The sequence below is a fragment of the Kiloniella laminariae genome, from assembly GCF_027214005.1.
Taxonomy (GTDB): Bacteria; Pseudomonadota; Alphaproteobacteria; order Kiloniellales; family Kiloniellaceae; genus Kiloniella; species Kiloniella laminariae_A.
In genome coordinates this window covers 157,707-177,762 of the sequence record NZ_JAPWGY010000002.1, presented here as the reverse complement: position 1 = coordinate 177,762, position 20,056 = coordinate 157,707, and the positions used below count along the sequence as shown (strand labels likewise).

The 20,056-nt window shown below is 51.4% G+C and carries 18 protein-coding genes; 6 read left to right on the top strand and 12 right to left on the bottom strand.

Features of this window, described 5'->3' with window-relative positions; all coding sequences use genetic code 11:
- The first annotated feature begins 95 nt into the window (after positions 1-95).
- Positions 96-920, top strand: coding sequence for a transporter substrate-binding domain-containing protein (locus O4H49_RS05550; RefSeq protein ID WP_269422446.1), 825 nt, complete (start codon positions 96-98; stop codon positions 918-920).
- 148 nt (positions 921-1,068) lie between these two features.
- Entirely contained in the window at positions 1,069-1,908 is an 840-nt protein-coding gene (locus O4H49_RS05545) for an amino acid ABC transporter permease (RefSeq protein ID WP_269422445.1), read from the top strand.
- 19 nt (positions 1,909-1,927) lie between these two features.
- On the opposite strand, the gene O4H49_RS05540 is transcribed toward O4H49_RS05545, so the two are convergent.
- The 5 genes from O4H49_RS05540 to O4H49_RS05520 all read right to left on the bottom strand — a co-directional run bounded on the left by O4H49_RS05540 (position 1,928) and on the right by O4H49_RS05520 (position 7,464).
- Positions 1,928-3,019: an AbrB family transcriptional regulator gene (locus O4H49_RS05540; protein ID WP_269422444.1), complete on the bottom strand. Its 1,092-nt coding sequence runs from the start codon at positions 3,017-3,019 to the stop codon at positions 1,928-1,930.
- Between the two features lie 3 nt (positions 3,020-3,022).
- Positions 3,023-4,558 carry a tripartite tricarboxylate transporter permease gene (locus O4H49_RS05535; RefSeq protein ID WP_269422443.1) on the bottom strand — a complete coding sequence of 512 codons (1,536 nt, stop codon included), beginning with the start codon at positions 4,556-4,558 and terminating at the stop codon, positions 3,023-3,025.
- 2 nt (positions 4,559-4,560) lie between these two features.
- The gene (locus O4H49_RS05530) at positions 4,561-5,043 is read right to left on the bottom strand and encodes a tripartite tricarboxylate transporter TctB family protein (protein WP_269422441.1); all 483 of its coding nucleotides are present in this window, start codon (positions 5,041-5,043) and stop codon (positions 4,561-4,563) included.
- A gap of 40 nt (positions 5,044-5,083) precedes the next feature.
- Positions 5,084-6,082 (bottom strand): tripartite tricarboxylate transporter substrate binding protein, encoded by a 999-nt coding sequence (locus O4H49_RS05525; RefSeq protein ID WP_269422440.1) that lies wholly within the window; start codon positions 6,080-6,082, stop codon positions 5,084-5,086.
- A gap of 284 nt (positions 6,083-6,366) precedes the next feature.
- Positions 6,367-7,464, bottom strand: coding sequence for an ABC transporter substrate-binding protein (locus tag O4H49_RS05520; RefSeq protein ID WP_269422439.1), 1,098 nt, complete (start codon positions 7,462-7,464; stop codon positions 6,367-6,369).
- A 186-nt stretch (positions 7,465-7,650) separates the two neighbouring features.
- Here O4H49_RS05520 and O4H49_RS05515 point away from each other — a divergent pair, with 186 nt between their 5' ends.
- Complete coding sequence (locus O4H49_RS05515; RefSeq protein ID WP_269422438.1) at positions 7,651-8,313, top strand: response regulator transcription factor; 663 nt, start codon at positions 7,651-7,653, stop codon at positions 8,311-8,313.
- Entirely contained in the window at positions 8,313-9,698 is a 1,386-nt protein-coding gene (locus O4H49_RS05510; protein WP_269422437.1) for a sensor histidine kinase, read from the top strand. Before O4H49_RS05515 ends, O4H49_RS05510 begins: the two co-directional genes overlap by 1 nt.
- Here the strand turns inward: O4H49_RS05510 and O4H49_RS05505 are convergent.
- Positions 9,689-10,591: a LysR family transcriptional regulator gene (locus tag O4H49_RS05505; protein WP_269422436.1), complete on the bottom strand. Its 903-nt coding sequence runs from the start codon at positions 10,589-10,591 to the stop codon at positions 9,689-9,691. The two genes, O4H49_RS05510 and O4H49_RS05505, sit on opposite strands and share 10 nt — an antisense overlap.
- Positions 10,592-10,703: 112 nt before the next feature.
- Between O4H49_RS05505 and glyA the strand changes: the two genes are divergently transcribed.
- Positions 10,704-12,026 carry a serine hydroxymethyltransferase gene (gene glyA / locus O4H49_RS05500; RefSeq protein WP_269422435.1) on the top strand — a complete coding sequence of 441 codons (1,323 nt, stop codon included), beginning with the start codon at positions 10,704-10,706 and terminating at the stop codon, positions 12,024-12,026.
- Between the two features lie 61 nt (positions 12,027-12,087).
- Here the strand turns inward: glyA and iolB are convergent, their stop codons facing one another.
- From iolB to O4H49_RS05480, 4 genes are read right to left on the bottom strand one after another with little or no spacing between them, the layout of a single operon-like run.
- Entirely contained in the window at positions 12,088-12,894 is an 807-nt protein-coding gene (gene iolB, locus O4H49_RS05495; protein WP_269422434.1) for a 5-deoxy-glucuronate isomerase, read from the bottom strand.
- A 19-nt stretch (positions 12,895-12,913) separates the two neighbouring features.
- On the bottom strand, positions 12,914-13,810 hold the full coding sequence (gene iolE / locus O4H49_RS05490; RefSeq protein WP_269422433.1) for a myo-inosose-2 dehydratase: 897 nt from the start codon (positions 13,808-13,810) through the stop codon (positions 12,914-12,916).
- A 5-nt stretch (positions 13,811-13,815) separates the two neighbouring features.
- Complete coding sequence (gene iolD / locus O4H49_RS05485) at positions 13,816-15,663, bottom strand: 3D-(3,5/4)-trihydroxycyclohexane-1,2-dione acylhydrolase (decyclizing) (protein ID WP_269422432.1); 1,848 nt, start codon at positions 15,661-15,663, stop codon at positions 13,816-13,818.
- 51 nt (positions 15,664-15,714) lie between these two features.
- On the bottom strand, positions 15,715-17,631 hold the full coding sequence (locus O4H49_RS05480; protein ID WP_269422431.1) for a bifunctional 5-dehydro-2-deoxygluconokinase/5-dehydro-2-deoxyphosphogluconate aldolase: 1,917 nt from the start codon (positions 17,629-17,631) through the stop codon (positions 15,715-15,717).
- 152 nt (positions 17,632-17,783) lie between these two features.
- Here O4H49_RS05480 and iolG point away from each other — a divergent pair, with 152 nt between their 5' ends.
- Positions 17,784-18,794 (top strand): inositol 2-dehydrogenase, encoded by a 1,011-nt coding sequence (iolG, locus tag O4H49_RS05475; protein WP_331283738.1) that lies wholly within the window; start codon positions 17,784-17,786, stop codon positions 18,792-18,794.
- A gap of 69 nt (positions 18,795-18,863) precedes the next feature.
- Here the strand turns inward: iolG and O4H49_RS05470 are convergent, their stop codons facing one another.
- Together O4H49_RS05470 and O4H49_RS05465 are read right to left on the bottom strand one after the other, a co-directional pair.
- Entirely contained in the window at positions 18,864-19,118 is a 255-nt protein-coding gene (locus tag O4H49_RS05470) for a GlsB/YeaQ/YmgE family stress response membrane protein (protein ID WP_269422429.1), read from the bottom strand.
- Between the two features lie 107 nt (positions 19,119-19,225).
- Complete coding sequence (locus O4H49_RS05465) at positions 19,226-20,038, bottom strand: inositol monophosphatase family protein (protein WP_269422428.1); 813 nt, start codon at positions 20,036-20,038, stop codon at positions 19,226-19,228.
- Between the last annotated feature and the right edge of the window lie 18 nt (positions 20,039-20,056).

Genomic DNA, 20,056 nt, shown 5'->3' with positions numbered 1-20,056 from the left:
GAACATCAAAGTTTTGGCTGACAACATGCGAGAGGGCTGAGGACGAAAGAGCGGGAAAACCCGTCTGTCCCGGAAATCCACAGGGAGGAAACGGAATGAAACTTTTCAAGTATGCACTATTGGCTGGTGCTGTTGCTCTGAGTGCAACCTCTGCCTTTGCCGGAGAGTCGCTGGACCGGGTAATGGGCAATAAAAAACTGGTTATTGCCACCGATGCGGAATACCCACCGCAGTCATCCATTGATGCTGACAATAACCTGGTTGGTTTTGATGTTGATGTTGGCCGCGCAATAGCCGAGAGAATGGGCGTTGAAGCTGAATTCGTAACGCCGGGCTGGGACGTGATTACAGCCGGACGTTGGGCTGGACGTTGGGATATGTCTGTTGGCTCTATGACACCGACCAAAGAACGTGCTCAGGCGCTGGATTTTCCTGTCGTGTATTATTTTACACCGGCTGCCCTGGTCGTGCATGAGAAGAACGAGACCATCCTTCAATCCAGCGATGCCTCGGGTAAAAAGATCGGTGTCGGGGTTTCGACAACCTATGAAAGCTATCTTAAAAAAGATCTCGTGATTGACGCTGAAGATGTTCCTGAATTCTCCTATATCATCGATGATGCGGACATTCGTACCTACGATTCTGATGTTTTGGCCCTGGATGATTTACGTCTAGGTGATGGTGTACGTCTTGATGCGGCGTTTACAGCGCTGCCAACAATTCTTGAAGCACAGAAAAACGGTTACCCGATTAAGATTATTGGCCCGGAAGCGCTGTTCATGGAGCCACTTGCTATTGCGACAGACAAGGGGGATGCAGAGTTTAACGCTAAGATCAAAGAAGCGGTTTCTTCTTTGCATGCAGACGGTACGCTTTCGAAAATTTCCGAGAAGTGGTACGGCGGCGATCTGACACAGTGAGTTTTGAGCTTTGAATTATATCCTTATGGAAATACTGGAACGACCGTCGATAAGACGGTCGTTTTTGTTCGCTGGGGCTTATCTGGTTTTATTGAGCTTTGATTTTTCCAATCTGTTTAAAGATACGGATCTTGCCTTAGGCCCAGATATGATGGGTGGCCTGTTGCGTGTTGCCATTGCGGCTGCGGTTGTCGGTAACTTCATCCTTGTGAATACATTCCCGCACCGTACCCAGTTGATTGTGACCTGGGTACAGCTGTTCGCCTTGTTCATGTACTTTTTCTACAGTTTTGATCTGTCATATGAGTACATCTGGGCCCGTTTGCCGCATCTTCTTGGTCTGGGGCTGAAAAGCAATTTCCTGATGGGGGCGGCTCTGACCGTGTTTATCTGTGCTGTTGCGATTTTTGCTTCGACAATTCTGGCTTTGCTTGCCGCTCTGGCCCGCTTGTCCAGCAGTGGCATGGCCCTAGGGATTTCAACCTTCTACATCTCTTTTTTCCGCGGAACGCCTCTTCTGCTGCAGATCCTTCTGATTTACCTCGGCCTACCCCAGATCGGTGTTATTATCAATCCGATCCCGGCTGCTATTATTGCTCTGTCTCTTTGTTACGGCGCTTACATGGCCGAAATTTTCAGAGCGGGTATCCAGGCCATCCCGGCCGGGCAACGTGAAGCAGCCAAGGCCCTTGGTCTTAAAGATGGGCAGGTCATGCGTCTGGTGGTCTTGCCCCAAGCGATCAGGCTGATTATCCCGCCAACAGGTAATCAGTTCATCGCCATGCTCAAGGATAGCTCTCTGGTGTCGGTACTGGGAGCCTGGGAGCTGATGTATATGGCACGTACCCACGGGCGGGCAGAGTTCAAGTATATGGAGATGTTGATCTCGGCTGCCCTTATTTACTGGGCCTTGTCTGTTACCTTTGAAGTCGTACAGTCAAGGATCGAGAAACGTTATGGTAAAGGGGTTGATGTCAGCCGCGTATGAGATCTCCAATTCCGCAGGGTTAGAGTTTTTCCCTGCGGTTTTCAGGGGTTTCTTCAGGGATTTTTTCTGGCGGGGCTTGTTTTTTTAACAGCCTCGCCAGAAAGACTGGCACGATAAAGACAATCACCAAAAGCCGGAGAGCATGGTGTGTTGTGACAAAGGCAGGATCAATTCCCATTGAAAGGGCGGCGAGTGTCATCTCGGCGAACCCCCCGGGAGATAGCGCAAGGATAAGGGCTTCAAAACTGGCATCGGTAATCTGAGACAAGAGGGCGGATACAAGCAATGTAACGCCCATCATTACAAAGGCCATACCGACTGCCAGGAGCATGATCCGTCCGATCTGCCTGAAGGAGTAACCGGAAAAACGAGCCCCAAGAGCGCTGCCGAGGGTCAGCTGCAGGATTATTTTTACAAGATCATAAGGTTCGTTATCAATCAAACCGGTTGTATGGACGATCGCACTGATTAACAGAGGCCCTGTCAGGTGGTGGGCAGGGAAACCAAATACTCTACCCAGACCCAGTCCCGCCAAGGCTGTGATGATCAGGAAAGCAATATCCTGCAGGTTCCAGAATGGTCCGGTTTGTATTGGCGCTATTGGTTCAAGGCCCGCCCAGTAAGTAAGAAACAAGGGGATGGCAAGGAGGATGGTGGCGACGCGACAGGCATGGGTGAGTGTCAAGGCCTGTACATTGGCTCCAGCCTCCTCCCCAAGCAGGGTCATCTCTGAAAGACCACCGGGAAAACCGGAAAAAATGGCCGTAATCCGGTCCATCCCCAAAATTTTTCGACAATAGATCTGGGCGACGAAAGTTATCAGCCCCAGGTAAAAGACTGCAGCAATCAAGGTCGGAATCCATTCGCCGATATGAGCGAGAACTTCCGGCGAGAAAGCGCCGCCCAGCATGACACCCAGGATAACCATGATACAGAGACGGATTGGTTTCGTTACTCCCACAGGCGCTCCGGCAAGGGAAGCCAGAGCGCTTGCCGACAAGGCACCGAGCAACCAGGGAAGGGGGAGACCTGCTAACTTGAACAGCAGGCTCCCCATCAGCCCGACCAGCAGGGTCAGGAAGAAACGGAGCATCGCTCCATAACTTGTCATTTTCTAACCTTCGCCATCATTGGCAGTACTTGCCTTTTGGTTGCGAAGGTCCCTTATGTTTTTAACTAGCGGAGCGAGCAGGATTAACAAGGTAATCGCCAGAATTCCTGCTGTAATAGGGCGTTCCCAGAGGAAAGACAGTTCACCATTGTTGATGTTCAGGGCCCGTCTCAGGTTTTCTTCCATCATGCCACCCAGGATGAAACCCAAGAGCATTGGCGCGAGCGGAAAATCGATCAGGCGGAAGAAAATTGCTATTGCTGCAACAAAAACCATGATGTGAATATCAAAGGTATTGTTGGAGACAAGGTAGACACCAACGAGAGAGAAAAACAGGATCAGCGGCGTTAGCAATTGTTTGGGTAAGGCCAGAAGTCTTGCAATGTAGGGAATCAAAGGAAGATTCAACACCAATAGAATGATATTACCAATATACATGGAAATGATCACAGACCAGAACACTGCCGGGTTTTCGACAAACAGGCGCGGACCAGGCTGAACCCCATAGGAAATCAGTGCGCCAAGCATAACGGCAGTGGTGCCAGACCCAGGAATACCAAGCGTTAACAAGGGGACAAAAGAACCGGAACAAGCAGCATTATTCGCCGTTTCAGGGGCCGCCAATCCACGCAGGCTGCCCTTGCCGAATTTCAATTTTTCTTTTGCACTGGCAAAGTTACGTTCCATGCCATAGGCGAGGAAAGATGCGATGGTGGCTCCTGCTCCAGGCAGAACCCCGATGAAAAAGCCAAGAACCGAACTTCGTGCAACAACCGGGGCGATATCCTTGATCTCGTCCTTTGTCACTTTCATGCTGCCGAGCTTGCCTCGTGTAGCTTCTTCCGCTTCTTTGGAGCGGGCTGCTGGTTTAAGGATGACCATAAGAGCTTCGGACAGGGCAAAGGTTGCCATGGCAAGCAGCAGGAAGCTGATACCATCCATCAAGTCTAGAGATCCGAAAGTGAAGCGCTGAAGCCCGGCTGTTTCATCAATTCCGATAGTAGACAGCATCAAACCCAGCAGGGTCATGAGGACAGCGATCAGGAACTTTCCTTTGCCGGCAAAGGCTGAAACAGCGGTCAGGCCAAGAACCATTAGTGCAAAATAATCAGCCGATTGAAAGCTAAGTGAGACAGACGCCAAAGCCGGGGCGGCAATGAGAAGAAAGATTGCTGCGATGGTTCCACCGCTGAAAGAACTGTAGGCAGCAATAGCCAAAGCTTTGCCTGCATGCCCTTGTTTGGCGAGAGGATAGCCATCAAATGATGTCGCAACTGTTCCGGCAACACCCGGAGCGTTGATCAGAATAGATGAGGTTGAGCCGCCAAAAATCGCACCATAATAAACTCCAGCCATCAGGATCATGCCAGTTGAAGGGTCAAAGCCATAAGTGATTGGAATCATCAAGGCAATCGCAGAGATTGGTCCCAGACCGGGGAGCATTCCAATAAATGTCCCGGCAAAGCAGCCAACAAAAACCATCAGAAGATTGACGGGGGAAACGGCGGTGCTCAGACCTTGTAAAATACCGTCCAGCATGATTATGCCCCTATATTGAGCGCAAGGAATATCTCACCAGGAGCGAGATAAACATTGAGAAGTTTTACAAGAATGAACCAGAATCCGACGGCTGAAGGAACTGCTGTCAACAGGATGATTTTCCAGCGTTTTTCACCAAGCGTATAAATGCCGGCAACAAGAAACAGAACTGTGGACAGCAGAAAACCCAAAGGTGTGAGGGCAAGGCCGTAAAGGATCATCAGGATCATCATCACGATCGTTGGTGCCCAGTTCAGGCCTTTAAAAACCTTGCTAAAGGTCTCGCCTGATCCCTTTTGGGGAAGGATCAGGACGAGAAAGGAGACAAGACCCGTGAGCCAAGCCAGTGCATAGGGCATTGTACGCGCGGTAAATGCCTCAAACTGATCGCCGGGCAAGAGCTTGATCTGTTGTGCTTGCAGTCCATAAGCAATAGCCAGAACAAAAAAGCACAAGGCGCCGAGCTTTTCTTTACTAAGAGTCATGTCTCCATTCCTTCCAGTCAACTTTTAAGCCAGTAAAGACTTAAAGGAAGCCGAGTTCTTTCATCAGATTGCCAATAATACCTTCTTGCTCTTCGAGGAAGGTCGTGAACTCGGTACCTGGGCGATAAAACTCGACCCAACCGTTACGGGAACGGACGGTTTCCCAATCGGCTGTCTCGTACATTTTTTCGAGCATGTCAGTGTAGATTTTGACCTTCTCTGGAGACGTTCCGGGAGCTGCAAAGAAGCCGCGCCAGTTAACAAACACGGAATCAATACCCTGTTCTGCCAGTGTTGGTACGTCAGGTGCATCGCTGATCCGGTTTTGTCCCGTCATACCAAGAATACGGATCTGGCCACTTCTTTCGAGTTCGAGCGCTTCGGAAAGGCCTGTGGAAAGAATTGTCGTTTCACCCGAGAGCAATCCGGCCATGGCCTTGCCGCCTGCATCATAGGCGATGTACTTAACAGCATTTGGATCGCCGCCAGCGGCCTTGAAAGCCTGCGCGGCAACGAGATGGTCCATGCTGCCACGGGTTGAACCACCACCAATTTTCACTGAGTTCGGATCGGCTTTGAAATCAGCAACAACTTCAGTGAAAGACTGGTACTTTGAATCTGCAGCAACGGCAAAAGCAGCATAATCACCGATCACACCAGCAACAGATGTCAGGTCGCGGAAGGACTGAGGAAAGACTTTGGTCAGGGAACGAATAACGATTGGTGTCGAGTTGACCATCAGGGTGTCGCCCTGACGTTCGGCTGTTTCGATCAGATGGGCAATGGCTTTCCCGCCACCACCACCGGACATGTTCTCATAAGACGCTGAGCCAAGCAGGCCTGATTTTGTCAGGGCTTCACCAACACCTCTAGCCGTGCCATCCCAACCGCCGCCGGCACCGCCGGGGATAAGAAAGTGGATCTGTTCAACTTCTGCGGCAGAAAGAGTAGATACGGGGAGAGCAGCTCCAAGGCTGATGACTGCTGCGGCAGCTGAAAGCATGAAGCGTCGTGATATTTTTGATTTCTTGCCAAACATAAAAGGCCTCCGGTTCTGTTTGTTCTGTTTGATGAACATCAGACCGCTGGAACCTTGTCCCAGCCGTAGAGGCAGATGTCGCCAGAAAGTTACCTTTCCGACCTATGTTCATTCCTCCCGGACCGCTTTATTATTTTTTTAAGCGCGGTCTGCTATCCATTGCAGATACATTACAGGCGGAAGCTGTCACCTTCCTGTCGCATCGGGAATTAATTTTCATAATATAAAGATTTTTTGAAATTATATATTCAAGTGATTGTTTTGACCTGTTTATTTTGATGAAATCAATTTCCCCGCAACGTGCTATTCCATTTTCTGATAATTCTGCCTCGCTTGGCCTGATCCAGATAAACCAGCAATCCGGGGCCAACCTTGATGGGAATCATATTGTTTTTCGATGTATCGCTGAGGTTCATTTGTCCCAGCGGGAGATTGATGTCTGGGTGAATGGCGTTGAGTTTGGCTGTCTCGACCATCACTCTCTGTCCATGTTCAGATAAGAGATAATCAAGGAAGATCACACCGAGAGAGGAGGTCTTTGCCGCTTTTGGGATCAATGCAATGCGCGAGAAAACCACAGTATAGTCTTCGGGCAGGAGTATTCCGAGATCCGGGGAGCTTTCCAGCCGGGACAGGGCGTAAGACCCCAACACATTATACCCCAGTACAAACTTTCCACTGCTGACGTTTTCGATAATCGCAGAACTGCTGCTATAGAGTTTCACCCCATTGAGGCCCATAGCCCTGACCAGATCCCAGGTTGCGCTGTATTTCTCTGCATCTACGGCGAGGAAGAGATAGCCCAATCCGCTCCGCTCTATATCGTAAGTGGCGATACGACCAAAGAGATCTGCCGGACGTTTTTCGAGGAAATTCAATAACTCGGTTCGGTTTCTTGGAAGGGTTTGCGGAGTGAAATATTTTTTGTTGTAGATAATGACGGAAGGCTCAAAGGTGACGCCAAATGCTTCGTTGCGCCAGATGGACCATGAGGGCATGTTCTGGGCAGAAGACAGATCAACCGGTTGGGCAAAACCATCGTTAGCGAGTTTCATCTGAAGATCCATCGCAGAGGAAATCGCCAGATCAGCAGTCTTTTGTCCGGCGTTACTTTCTTCTTGTATGCGCTCGTAAAGCTCCAGCGACTGAAGTTCATGGTAAGTGACTGAAATACCTGGAAGAGTGGATTGAAAGTCTTCGATAACACCTTGGAAAATGTCAACATCTGTTGAGCTGTAAATGATGATTTCAGCTGGAGCAGAGGCGGTGTTGTTCGAGCTCTGGTTTGTTGCAGGAAAGGAGAACACCTTGGCATTGACCTGGGTTGGCAGGGAGCCTGCGATAATTATCAGGAGTACAAATAATTTCCTGAGGTGTTTCATATTTCATTCCTGGGTATAGGGGGCCGCATTTTTTTATGACTGCTGGTTTTCCCTAGTGATGGTTTAACAGGACAGTCTGGTCCGGAAAGCTGTCGTTTACCTGTCATAACAGATTTATTTATCAGGAGCTTGATTTTTAAAACTGGTACCTTTCCAAAAGCCCCGGGACAGCGCTAAGCTGCTGGTATGAGAATACTGGTTGTTGAAGATAATGCTGCCCTAGCAGATGGTATTTCGAGTGCGCTCAAGCGCATGGAAATGGCTGTCGACGTTGTGGGGGACGGTTGTGAGGCCGATCATATTCTGCGGACCCAGATATTTGATCTGGTGGTGATGGATCTGAATTTACCGGGTTATGATGGTCTGGAGGTCCTCAAGCGCTATCGACAAAACAATGGTCAGGCTCAGGTGTTGATCCTCACCGCGAGGGACGAACTTCAGGATCGGGTCAAGGGACTGGATCTTGGGGCGGACGATTATCTGACGAAACCCTTTGAACTGGGAGAATTTGAAGCAAGGATCCGGGCTTTGCTCCGGCGACACAGTGGTCTCAAATCCCCGGAAATCAGGGTAGGAGAGCTGGTATTTGACAGCATTTCTCGCCGGGTTCTGCTCAGGGGAGAACCACTGGACATTCCGCGTCGTGAATTCTGTTTGCTCGAGCTGATGATCAGCAGGGTTGGGCAGGTGATAAGCAAAGAGCAGATCGCGGACGGTCTGGCTAATTTTGATGATGATATCAGCCCGAATGCAATAGAACTTTATATCAGTCGTTTGCGGAAACGGCTTGTCGCTGCCGGGGTGACCATTAAAACGGTTCGGGGGCTGGGCTACCTTATGGAAAAATAATGAGCTGGCAGCGAAAATCCCTGCGCCGACGTTTATTGCTCTGGCTCATGGGAGCCTTGGCTTTAATCAGCCTGTTGATGCTGTTTGATGTTCATTCCAGTGCCAACAAAGCCGCGAACAAGGCATATGACAGGGTGTTGCTCGGCTCGGCTTTGGCGATTGCCGAAAGGGTCGTTATTGTCGGGGATGAACTGGAAGTCGATGTTCCTTATGTCGCACTTGAAATGTTGACTTCTGCGGCACAGGACCGGGTTTTTTATCAGATCAGTGGCCCCGGCGGCAGCTTTATTACCGGCTATAATGACCTGCCTTCTGTACCGCATGAGGAAGATCTGGCCTCAGAAGAGCCGGTTTTTTTTGATGCAGAGTACAGGGGAGATAAAATTCGTGTTGGCGCGATCTCCAGGCACCTTTCCAGCCCCCGGCTCTCCGCTCGTTTTACTGTTATGGTTGCCGAGACCCTCGAGGCCAGAAATATCCTGATCCGTGAAATGGTCACGGGGGCGCTGATTCGACAGCTTATTCTGATCCTTGTTGCTGGCGTGGTGCTCTGGATAGGTATCGGCTGGGGGTTAAAGCCGTTGCTGCGTCTTGAGGCTGCGTTAAATCGAAGGACACCGCATGATCTACGTCCAATTGAGCATGAAGTCCCCCGGGAAGTCCGTCATCTGATCGAGGCGATCAATGACTTGATGTACCGACTTGGTGCAAGTCTGGGGGCGATGCAGCGTTTTACCTCTAATGCGGCCCATCAGCTACGGACACCCCTGGCGGCAATCCAAACCCAGGCCGAGTTGGCGATTGATGAACTTGATCCCAAGGAACAACGGAAAAGGCTGGAACACCTTAGTCGCAGTACACGGCAAACCTCGCGACTGGTGAATCAACTTCTCAGCTTGGCCCGTGCGCATCAGGGCAAGCAAAATTTTTTGAACGATGTCATCGATCTCAAACAGCTGAGTATCGAGGTAACGACAAATCTGGTACCGCAGGCTGTTGCTCGGGATATTGATCTTGGATTTGAATGTCCCGATGCTTCGTTCAAAATCATGGGTAATCGGGATTTAATCATCGAAGCACTTAAAAATCTGATCGACAACGCCTTGCGTTATTGTCCTCCGGGTGCCGCGGTAACCGTCGGTCTAGAGGCAATGGATAAGCAGATTTTGCTCTCGGTTGACGATAATGGTCCTGGTATTCCTGAAGAGGAGAGAACCCGGGTTTTTGAGCGTTTTTACCGTACGCCCGGGCAAGATGATGAAGGCTGCGGCCTGGGGTTGCCGATTGTGAAGGAAATCATGGAGCAGCATGGCGGGCAGGTGGAGTGCAGGGGGCGAAAAAAGGGGCAGGGTGCGAGCTTCCTATTGTTCTTCTCTCAAGCCTGAGGTTTGGGTTTGTCTGAGCCGAGAAGCACGGCCATGATTTTTTTCAAAGCCTGATTTTTTGTAGCCGGTTTTGCGATCCTGGCCATAAGAGAACGTTTAAGAGGCAGTGCTCCGGGAAGAGGGGCGACCAGTTCACCAAGATCTAACAGCCGGCGAACCAGAGGCTCATGTCCGATAAGGATACCGGCACTGTTTCGTGTTTCCTCCAGAGCAAGACTGTAGAGAGAAAAAACAGGCCCTTCAAGTTTGATTTTTTGATCGGGATAGTTGGCTTCGGTCCAGTATTTCCAGTCTTCAGACCAGCTTGTGTCCTGGATCAAGGGGAAATTTATCAAGTCGGATGGATTGTTTAATTCCTTTGCCAATTCAGCTGTGCAAACCGGGAAGATACTGTCCCGGCATATCTCGATCCCTTCTGGCAATAGAGGATGATCCTCAAAAAATATACTGAGATCATATGGTTCACGAAGCAGATTTGGTGCTGTTTCCATGGCCGTGATTGAGACCGTTATATCAGCGATTTCCCGTCTGATTTCCGGGAGACGGGGAGAGAGCCAGAGCTGCGCGACTGACGGAAGTGCCGCGATCCGGATGTGTTTGGGAGCCGCGCGCAGGCGCAGGTTTTGGACAGCCTCGCCCAGCTTGTCAAACGCGTTTGAAAAATCTTCTATAACACCAGCTCCCAGAGGTGTCAGTCGAACACCTTGTGACTGACGGACAAAGAGATCTGACCCTGCCCAGGCCTCCAGCGATTTGATGTGCTGGGCGATCGCACCGGGTGTCACGCAGAGTTCTTCTGCTGCGTTTGAGAAGCCATTCAGCCGGGCCGCTGCTTCGAAGGCACGCAGTGCATTTAATGGTGGGCCTTTGGGGCGAGGTGGCGAAACAGTCATATTTTATGATGCCATAGTTTTCCTAGGCCTAATAAATAGCAAATCTGGTTTGCGATTAACAGAATTCCCTGCAACATTTTTAATGAAACAACATTTATTCTGGAGATCAATCATGACTGCACTGTCTTCACGGCCCTGGGTTCCAAAACATTGTGAAGAGTATATTCAAGGCCTTGCAGAGCAAACCTCGCATTCTGCTTCAGATGAGCTGACCAGCCGGATTGCAGATCTGGTTGAGCAGAATCGTGTGATCCACGAAAAGGAATGTTTTAACCTCAACCCTGCCACGAACTTGATGAACCCTAAAGCTGAGGCGGTACTCGCCCAGGGATTGTCTTCCCGCCCGTCGCTTGGTTATCCCGGTGACAAATACGAGATGGGTCTCGAAGCTGTTGAAAAGATCGAGGTTATTGCGGCGGAACTCTGTGCTGAAGTCTTTCAGGCACGGTATGCTGAAATTCGTGTTGGTTCAGGTGCGTTGGCCAACCTCTATGGTTTTATGGCCACCTGTCAGCCAGGAGATTCTATCATTGCGCCACCAGGGGCAATTGGTGGGCATGTGACCCATCATCAGGCTGGCTGTGCGGGTCTCTATGGGCTCAAGAGCCATCCGGCCCCGGTTGACCGGGATGGCTATAGCGTCGATATCGATGCCTTGCGTAAATTGGCGCATGAGGTGAAACCCAAACTGATTACCATTGGCGGCAGCCTCAATCTTTTTACTCACCCGGTCAGTAAAGTGCGGGAAATTGCGGATGAAGTCGGAGCCAAGGTGCTGTTTGATGCCGCGCATCAATGCGGAATCATCGCAGGCAAAGCATGGAAAAACCCCCTGGACGAAGGGGCGCATCTTATGACGATGAGTACCTACAAAAGTCTTGCTGGCCCGGCAGGTGGGCTGATCGTTTCCAACGACCCCGAGATTGCAGAACATCTTGATGCAATTGCCTTTCCTGGTATGACGGCGAATTTTGATGCCGGAAAGTCAGCGGCTTTGGCACTGACGATGCTGGACTGGCGCGATTATGGGGCAGATTATGCCCGAACCATGATCGAGGTCGCCCGGAGTTTTGCCAGCTCTCTGGATGCTGCGGGTATTCCTGTCTTTGCCAGGTCCAAAGGTTTTACGACATCGCACCAGTTTGCCATTGAAGCCGCTGTCTATGGTGGTGGTCAGGCGGCATCAAAGAAATTACGTAAGGCAGGATTTCTGGCCTGTGGGATTGGATTGCCTATAGAGCCTGTTTCCGGGGATATGAATGGTCTTCGTATCGGGACACCAGAGCTGGTGCGCTGGGGTGTGGGTGTCAAAGAGGTGGAACAGATTGCAGGGCTGGTTGTCGCAGCGCTGAAAAGTGACAGGCCGGAAACTCTGTTGCCCGAAGTTTCGGCGCTACGGGCCAAGTTTAACCAGTTGCACTTTATCCGGAACTGATAAAACAAAACGGGCAGGCTGTAGAAAAACAACCTGCCCGTTTTGGGTATTGGATCCAGCGTTACTTCAGCATCCATTCATGGGCCGGATCGTTATGGAATTTCCAGATCCGTTTTGGTCCAGCCATGACATTCAGATAATAGAGGTCGTATCCGTGTGGGGCACCACAGGGATGATAGCCTTCTGGTACCAATACGACGTTACCGTCTTCGACTGCGAGGGTTTCATCAAGGGAGCGGTCATCGGTGTAAACCCGTTGGAAAGCGAAGCCCTGGGATGGATTTATCCGGTGATAGTAGGTCTCTTCCAACAGGGATTCATCCGGCAGGGCATCGCGATCATGCTTGTGCGGCGGATAGGATGACCAGTGCCCCCCAGGGGTGATCACCTCAACCACCAACAGACTTTCGGCTGGGTCCGTTTCCGGCAGGATGTTGGCGACATGCCGCACGTTGGTGCCGACCCCGCGTTTCTCCATTCCGGCCTGTTCCGGGCCTATGATACGTGCTGGGAGTTTATCCTTGCCAGGATTGCCAGGGGCAGAACAAACGGCAAGCTCGACAGATGTTTGTCCTCTGACACTCCAGGAACTTCCGGCGGGGATGTAAACCGACCAGGGTTTGCCTTCAAAGGGAGACATGCGTTCTCCGACCAGGCCAAAGTCCTGATCCTCAATCACGACCTGTCCTTTGCCGGAAACAAACACCAGACAAATTTCCCGTTCGCCCGTTTCGCCCGAGGCAACCTGATCTTTCTCAAGCTTGTGCAGATCAAAACCAACATAGGTCCAGCCTGCAGTTTCCGGGGTGATGTTGAGGACGCGGCCCTGCGCGTCGGGGGCAGTAGGTTTTACCAGAAGCTTGCTCATAATATTTTCCTGTATGTACTCAGGCCGGGGCTTCGATGAGGCCAGCCTCTCTCAGATAGCGAGAGAGATTGTTATAGCCAAGCTTGGCAAAATCGAGGGCGCTGATTTTATCAGAGTACTGTTCTGCCTCGACAATAACCCAGCCACTGTAACCCGGGAGTTCTTTGAGGACAGAAACAAAATCGATCATGCCATCGCCGGGTACGGTATAGACACCTGCGATAATGGCCTTGAGGAAGCTATAGTCTTCGGCGGCAGCTTTCTCCATGACGTTCTTGCGTACATCCTTGGTGTGGACATGGCTGATCCGGGTACGGTAACGACGGGCGAGCTCTGCCGGATCTGCTCCGCCCCAGGTGGCATGCCCGGCATCAAGCAGCAGATGAACTGACGGTCCGGTACAGGCCATGAAAGCATGGATGTCTTCGGCAGACTGTACGATGGTTCCCATGTGATGGTGGTAAACCAGCCGAACACCTTCGGCCAGGGCAGCATCGGCAACTTCAGTGATCTTGCGGCCGAACTCGATCCAATCTTTGGCAGCCATGACAGGACGTTGCGACAGGGGCTTGTCAATATCACCGTGGATTGCGTTGGAAGTCTCGGCGAAAACCAGCACGTTGGAGCCACAGGCCTTGAGAAGATCAAGATGGGGGCGGAGATTGTTGAGTTCTTCTGCAACCGAGCGGGTCAGCAATTCAGAAGAATACCAGCCGGAAACCAAGACCTGGCCATGGGCCGAGAGAACCTGTTGCAAGGCGGCTGCTTCACGCGGGAACTTGTTGCCAAGTTCCATGCCGACAAACCCGGCCTCCTGTGCTTCGCTCAGGCATTGTTCCAGAGAGATATGCCCCCCAAGTTCAGTCATGTCATCATTTGACCAGCCAATAGGATTGGCACCGATACGAATGGTCATGCAGATTAATCTCCGATACGTTGTTTCTTGAGCGCAGTGAGGTAATTCTCATGCGCGGATACGACTTCCTTGCGAACCGATACCTCAGGCACTGCAACATCCCACCAGCATCCGCCTTCTGCGGTTGAGACCAGTGGATCTGTGTCGATGACAATCACGTTGGTGCGATTGCTGGCCCGTGCTTTGGCAAGAGCTTTTTCGAGTTCTGCGATGCCGGATACCTTGGTTGCTTCTGCGCCAAGACTTTGTGCATGAGCACGAAAGTCTATGTCAGGCAGGGACTGATGGTGGGTATGTTGCAGCAGGTTGTTAAATGATTCTCCACCTGTACCCTGTTGCAGGCGATTGATACAGCCGTACCCCCGGTTGTCGAGCAGGACAATGGTCAGGGGAAGGTCGAGCAGAACAGATGTGGCGATTTCCGAATTCATCATGAGATAGGAGCCATCGCCAACCATCACGATCACCTCCCGGTCGGGATCTGCCATCTTGACCCCAAGACCACCTGCTATCTCGTATCCCATGCAGGAATACCCATACTCAACGTGATAGCCCCCCGGTTTTTGTGCCTGCCAGAGTTTGTGAAGTTCACCGGGCAAACCACCCGCAGCACAGACAACAATACTTTCTTTTGTGCTGTGGCGTTGGACTGCGCCTATCACCTGTGCATCACTGGGGTAAGGGTGCGAGCTGGCTGCTGTAACCCTGTCAGCGGCAAGTTGCCATTGCTTGAACCCGGCGGCGGCTTGCAGTGTCCAGTCGGATGGAGCAGACCAGTCAGCGAGTTTTTGATCAAGCAGTTCAAGGATAACGGCGGCATCCCCTACAACAGGCAGGGAGCGATGTTTGGTTGCGTCGAAAGTCTGTATGTTGATGCCGACAAACTTGCGATCAGGATTTTGGAAAAGGGACCAGGAGCCGGTTGTGAAATCTTGCAGTCGGGTACCAACTGCCAAAACAAGATCAGCCTGTTCAGCCAGAGTGTTGGCCGCGGAAGTTCCGGTTACCCCTATCGCGCCCATATTCAGAGGATGATCGTGGGGCAGGGCGGATTTGCCTGCCTGGGTTTCGGCGATGGGAATGGCGTGTTTTTCGGCAAAACTGCGGAGATGTTCTGTTGCCTGGGCATAGTGTACACCACCCCCGGCAATGATCAGTGGTTTCTGGGCTATTTTAAGGGCCGCCAGAGCTTCATCAAGCTCACGCAGATCAGGCAAGGGCTGGCGGATACGCCAGATTTTTTCAGCAAAGAAGCTTTCAGGGTAATCATAAGCCTCTGCCTGAGTATCCTGACATAGCGCCAGTGTTACCGGGCCACAATCGGCGGGATCAGTCAAAACAGCCATAGCCCGATTGAGAGCCGGGATGATCTGTTCGGGTCTGGTGATGCGGTCAAAATAACGCGAAACAGCTTTGAAGCAGTCATTGGCGGAAACCGTTCCGTCGCCAAAGCATTCGATCTGCTGTAACACAGGGTCGGGATTGCGGTTGGCAAAGACATCACCCGGCAAGAGAAGAATGGGCAGACGATTGACATGGGCCAGCGCAGCTGCTGTTACCATGTTCGTCGCTCCGGGGCCGATCGAGGTTGTACAGGCCATCATCCGTCGGCGGTTTGAAGCCTTGGCAAATGCGATCGCTGCATGGGCCATTCCCTGTTCGTTGTGCGCCCGATATGTTGGCAGGTCTTCCTGTACGTGGTAGAGGGCTTCGCCCAGGCCCGAGACATTCCCGTGGCCAAAAATTGCCCAAACGCCACCAAAAACAGGAGTGATCTTGCCGTTTATCTCGGTCTTCTGGGCGCAAAGGAACCGCGCCAGAGCCTGTGCCATTGTTAATCTGATTGTCTTCATGTTTTTAGCTTTCTACCTGTCCGACGAAGAGTGTGTCAGGACTTTTATTCATCACTCGCCACGGGTATTCCACACTTCCAGCCAGGCATAGGTCAAGCGGCGAAACCGGTTTTCCATGTCGTTGACGGCCTCTTCATCACTTATTTCGCCTTTTAGCCAGGCCTCTGCAGCCTGGGCAAAAATTGTCCGGCCAACAGCAAAGCCTTTGACCCAGGGAGAGGAAATCGCCGAGGCAAACGCGCTCTTCAACTCTTCTTCCGGCGCTTCAAGTCCGAGAAGAACGATGCCGCGGCAATAGCGGTCATTTTCGTCGATTACCTTGCCGATATTTTGCCAGGCTGTCTCGCTGGTCTGTGGTTCCAGTTTCCACCAGTCGGGTTTGATGCCCAGAGCATAAAAGCGGCGCATGGCAAGCGGGATTGTCTGATCCGTCAAGGGACCATGTTTCCCGGCAATGATTTCGATCAGCAGTTCACGCCCAACACGTCTGGCCGCTTCGTAAAGACGCAAGAGGGACTGTTCCTGCTGTTCGCGAAGCTCAACAGGATCATCTGGATGATAGAAACAGAGACACTTGATAACATGATTGACAGGCCATTCACTCAAATGCGATCCGAGATCCATGATCTGGTCAAAGTCGAGGGGACGCGAGCCGGGCAGTTCAACCGGGCGGCCAATCCAGAGAGGATGCTTGGCTGCTTCGTAAAGGGCCTTGGTGCCATAGGTGCTGTCGAGCAACATACCGTAGTTGGGGCGTCCGTCAGCCACACGAGCGGCAGCACGGACAGCCAATTTTTTTATTTCAGAAATTTTGTCGACGGAAACGCCAGCACGTTCAGCCATTTCCTCCAGCTGGGAACGGTGATCAATGGCAAAAGCCATCAGCATTTCGTCAGCTGGACGGCGCGTGGTTGCCCAATGGACATGATTGATCTCTGCGTCCTTGCGGAGAGCCGTGTGTTTGCTTCCATTCTTCAGGAAGTACTGTAACTCGTCCCAGGTGGGAATTTCGGGGGAGCAGAGCAAACGGGAAACGGCAAAAGCACCACAGGCATTGGCCCATTTGGCACAGGTCTCATAGGGTTCGCCGCGTAGCCAGCCACGCAGAAAGCCCGACATAAAGGAGTCACCCGCACCAAGCACATTATATACCTCAACCGGAAATCCGGAGCCTGTGATCCCTTTGTCGAGATTGTCAGGAATAGTCGTGGGGAAAACCACACATCCCATGGGGCCGCGTTTAAGCACAATGACAGCATTACTGAGAGAGCGGATGCGGGACAAGGCTTCCAGGGTGTTTTCTGACCCTCCGGCAATGTGCACCTCTTCCTCGGTCCCGACGATAAGGTCACAGTCGGGCAGGATGGATTGAAGGTGTTCTGTTACCTTGTCTGAACGAATATAACGTTCTTCTCCGGCTTCGTGTCCGGCCAACCCCCAGAGATTGGGCCGATAGTCGATATCAAGAATAACCTTGTTCCCCTGTGCCTTTGCAAGGGTGATCGCTTTTTTACTGGCTGCTGCAACGGTTGTCGTGGAAAGATGGGTGCCGCTGATCAGAACAGAACGGGCCCGCTTTATATAATCGGGGTCGATATCTGCCTCACAAAGCGCCATGTCGGCACAGTTTTCACGATAGAAAATCAGAGGGAATGTCTCGTCGTTCCGCACACCGAGCAGCACAAGGGCGGTCAGGCGTTCGGGATCTGTTGTGATGCCCTCTGTTACAACTCCTTCGCGCTGCATCTGTTCGCAGATATAGCGGCCCATCTGTTCATCACCCACACGGCTGATAAACCCGGATTTTAATCCAAGTCGGGAGGTTCCAATGGCAATGTTGGCCGGGCACCCGCCCACCGATTTGGCGAAGCTTGCCATGTCCTCAAGGCGTCCGCCTATTTGCTGACCATAGAGGTCAACGGAGGCACGGCCGATGGTGATTACATCCAGATCATGTTTATTCGTCATATCCCTGTCTTGGCTTTCCCGGTTCTTGGCTTCAGGGTGGCTTCTCGACACAGTGTTATGTGGAGAAGGGGAATCGGAGAAGAGTAAGTTCTCGCGAAATCTTTATCTTGTGAATATGAAACACATATTCTATATTTAAGTCAATTCAGAATATGTATTCCTTTTTGGAGGTTGTGTTGATTGGTTTTGGATTAATCGGAGCAGGCCGTATAGGTCAGCTTCATGCCGAGAATATTGTTTCAAATCCCCGGGCCAGACTTGTGACGGTATCTGATGTATTTGCTGATGCGGCACAGACCTTGGCTGACAAGACGGGGGCAGTGGTTTCTTCGGTCGAAGAAATGCTTGCGCGGGATGATGTTCAGGCGGTTTTCGTTGCATCTTCGACTGATACCCATGCTGGTTTTATTGAAGCTGGTGTGCGGGCGGGCAAAGCGGTTTTCTGCGAAAAACCGGTTGATATGGATGCCGGGCGTATCCGTGATTGCCTTAAGGTTGTAGATGCCAGTGGCCAGCCTCTGATGATCGGTTTTAACCGGCGTTTTGATCCCAACTTCTCTGCTTTGCAAAAACGCCTTTCCGCCGGGGAGATCGGGGAAGTGGAGATCGTGACCATTCAGTCCAGGGATCCTGCGCCACCACCGGTTTCCTATATCAGCCGTTCTGGCGGGCTGTTCAGGGACATGATGATCCATGATCTGGACATGGCGCGTTTTCTGCTGGGTGAAGAGCCGGTTTCTGTTTACGCGACAGGTTCTGCGCTGGTTGATCCTGCGATCGGTGCGGCAGGTGACATTGATACCGCGATTGCTGTGTTGAAAACTGCCAGTGGCAAGGTGTGCCAGATTTCCAACTCCCGCCGGGCCAGCTATGGTTATGATCAACGGATCGAGGTTCATGGTTCCAAGGGGATGTTGCGGGCAGGAAATGTACATGAGACCACAGTGGAGGTTGCAACATGTGATGGTTTCAGGGCTGATCCGGTCCAGCATTTTTTTCTGGAGCGTTACAGCGCCGCATACCGGGATGAGTTGAACGCCTTTATTGATGTTGTTGAAGCGAAGAATGCTCCGGCGCCAAGTGGATATGATGGCCTGATGGCCCAGGTTTTGGCTGATGCAGCCACTGAGTCTCTGATGACAGGCCTGCCAGTTACGCTTTAAGCGACGAAATAAGGGAGAGCTGTCAGGTTTGCTCTCCCTTATTCAGTTCTTCGATGTATGTCGAGGAATTTACGCCCGTTTGACCAGCTTGATTACAAACAGAAGAATGACGGCGCCTATGGTCGAATGGATGATTGCAGCCAGGAATCCTGAGCCAAGGGACAGTCCCACAGCCGGGAAAATAAAACCGGCAATAAATGCACCAATCACCCCGACAACAATGTTGCCGACCAGGCCAAAACCGAAACCTGAGACAAGCTTTCCTGCCAGGAAGCCTGCGATGGCTCCGACAAGAAGGAAAACAATAAGACTTTCAATACCCATGAAGTAACTCCGTCTGTATTTATAAGGCTGATTTATTCCGAGTAGAAACGCATTATTGTCATTTGTAACCAGAAGAGTCGATTAAATCAGATGAAAAACCGTCTGTTCTAGGAGGTCAATCCCGTCATTACGCGCAGATCTGCTGCAACCCCGCTGGCAGAAGCAAGAATGGGATTGCCCTTGTTCAGGCCATCGTTATCGAGAAAAGCGGAACACCAGCCGCCTGCCTCTTTGATAAGAATAATTCCTGCAAGGCAATCCCAGCCATTAATGTGGGGTTCAAAATACCCTATCAAGCGGCCTGCCGCGACATAAGACATCATGAGTGCGCAGGAACCATTACGAATGAACATGCCTCCAGAGGACAAAAGTTTATCGAGAAAGGGTAACAGTTCCGCAGCAGGCACACGGTGAGATATGCCAACGCCCATAACACCTTCGGTTACTGATTTTGATTTCTGGCTGTGGATAGGGGCCCCGTTCAAATGAGCTCCGTGTCCTGCAAGAGCAGCGAAGAGTTCATCAGTATTGGGGTCATAGACCAGACCTGCAGCAATTCTGTCGCCTTTCATCAAGGCAACAGAAATACACCAGGGGCGCATTCCTGTGAGAAAACAGGCTGTGCCATCAATAGGGTCTATCACCCAGAGAAAGTCATTCTTGCCTGTTTCCTGACCGTGTTCTTCGCCCATAAAACCGTCGTCAGGGAAAAGTTCCCGCGTCATACCCCGGATAATGGTTTCAACATCCTTGTCAGCAATACTGACAACATCCTGGGGATCTGCTTTGGTTTCAATCGTCAGTTCATCCCGACGGTTAAAGTAGTCCAAAGCTTTTTCGCCAGCAGCCCGAATGACCTTCTGGGCATGTTCAAAGCGTTGTTTCAGTTCAGGGGTAATGTCTTGAGCGTCAAGATACACGCTGTTATTCCTTTATAT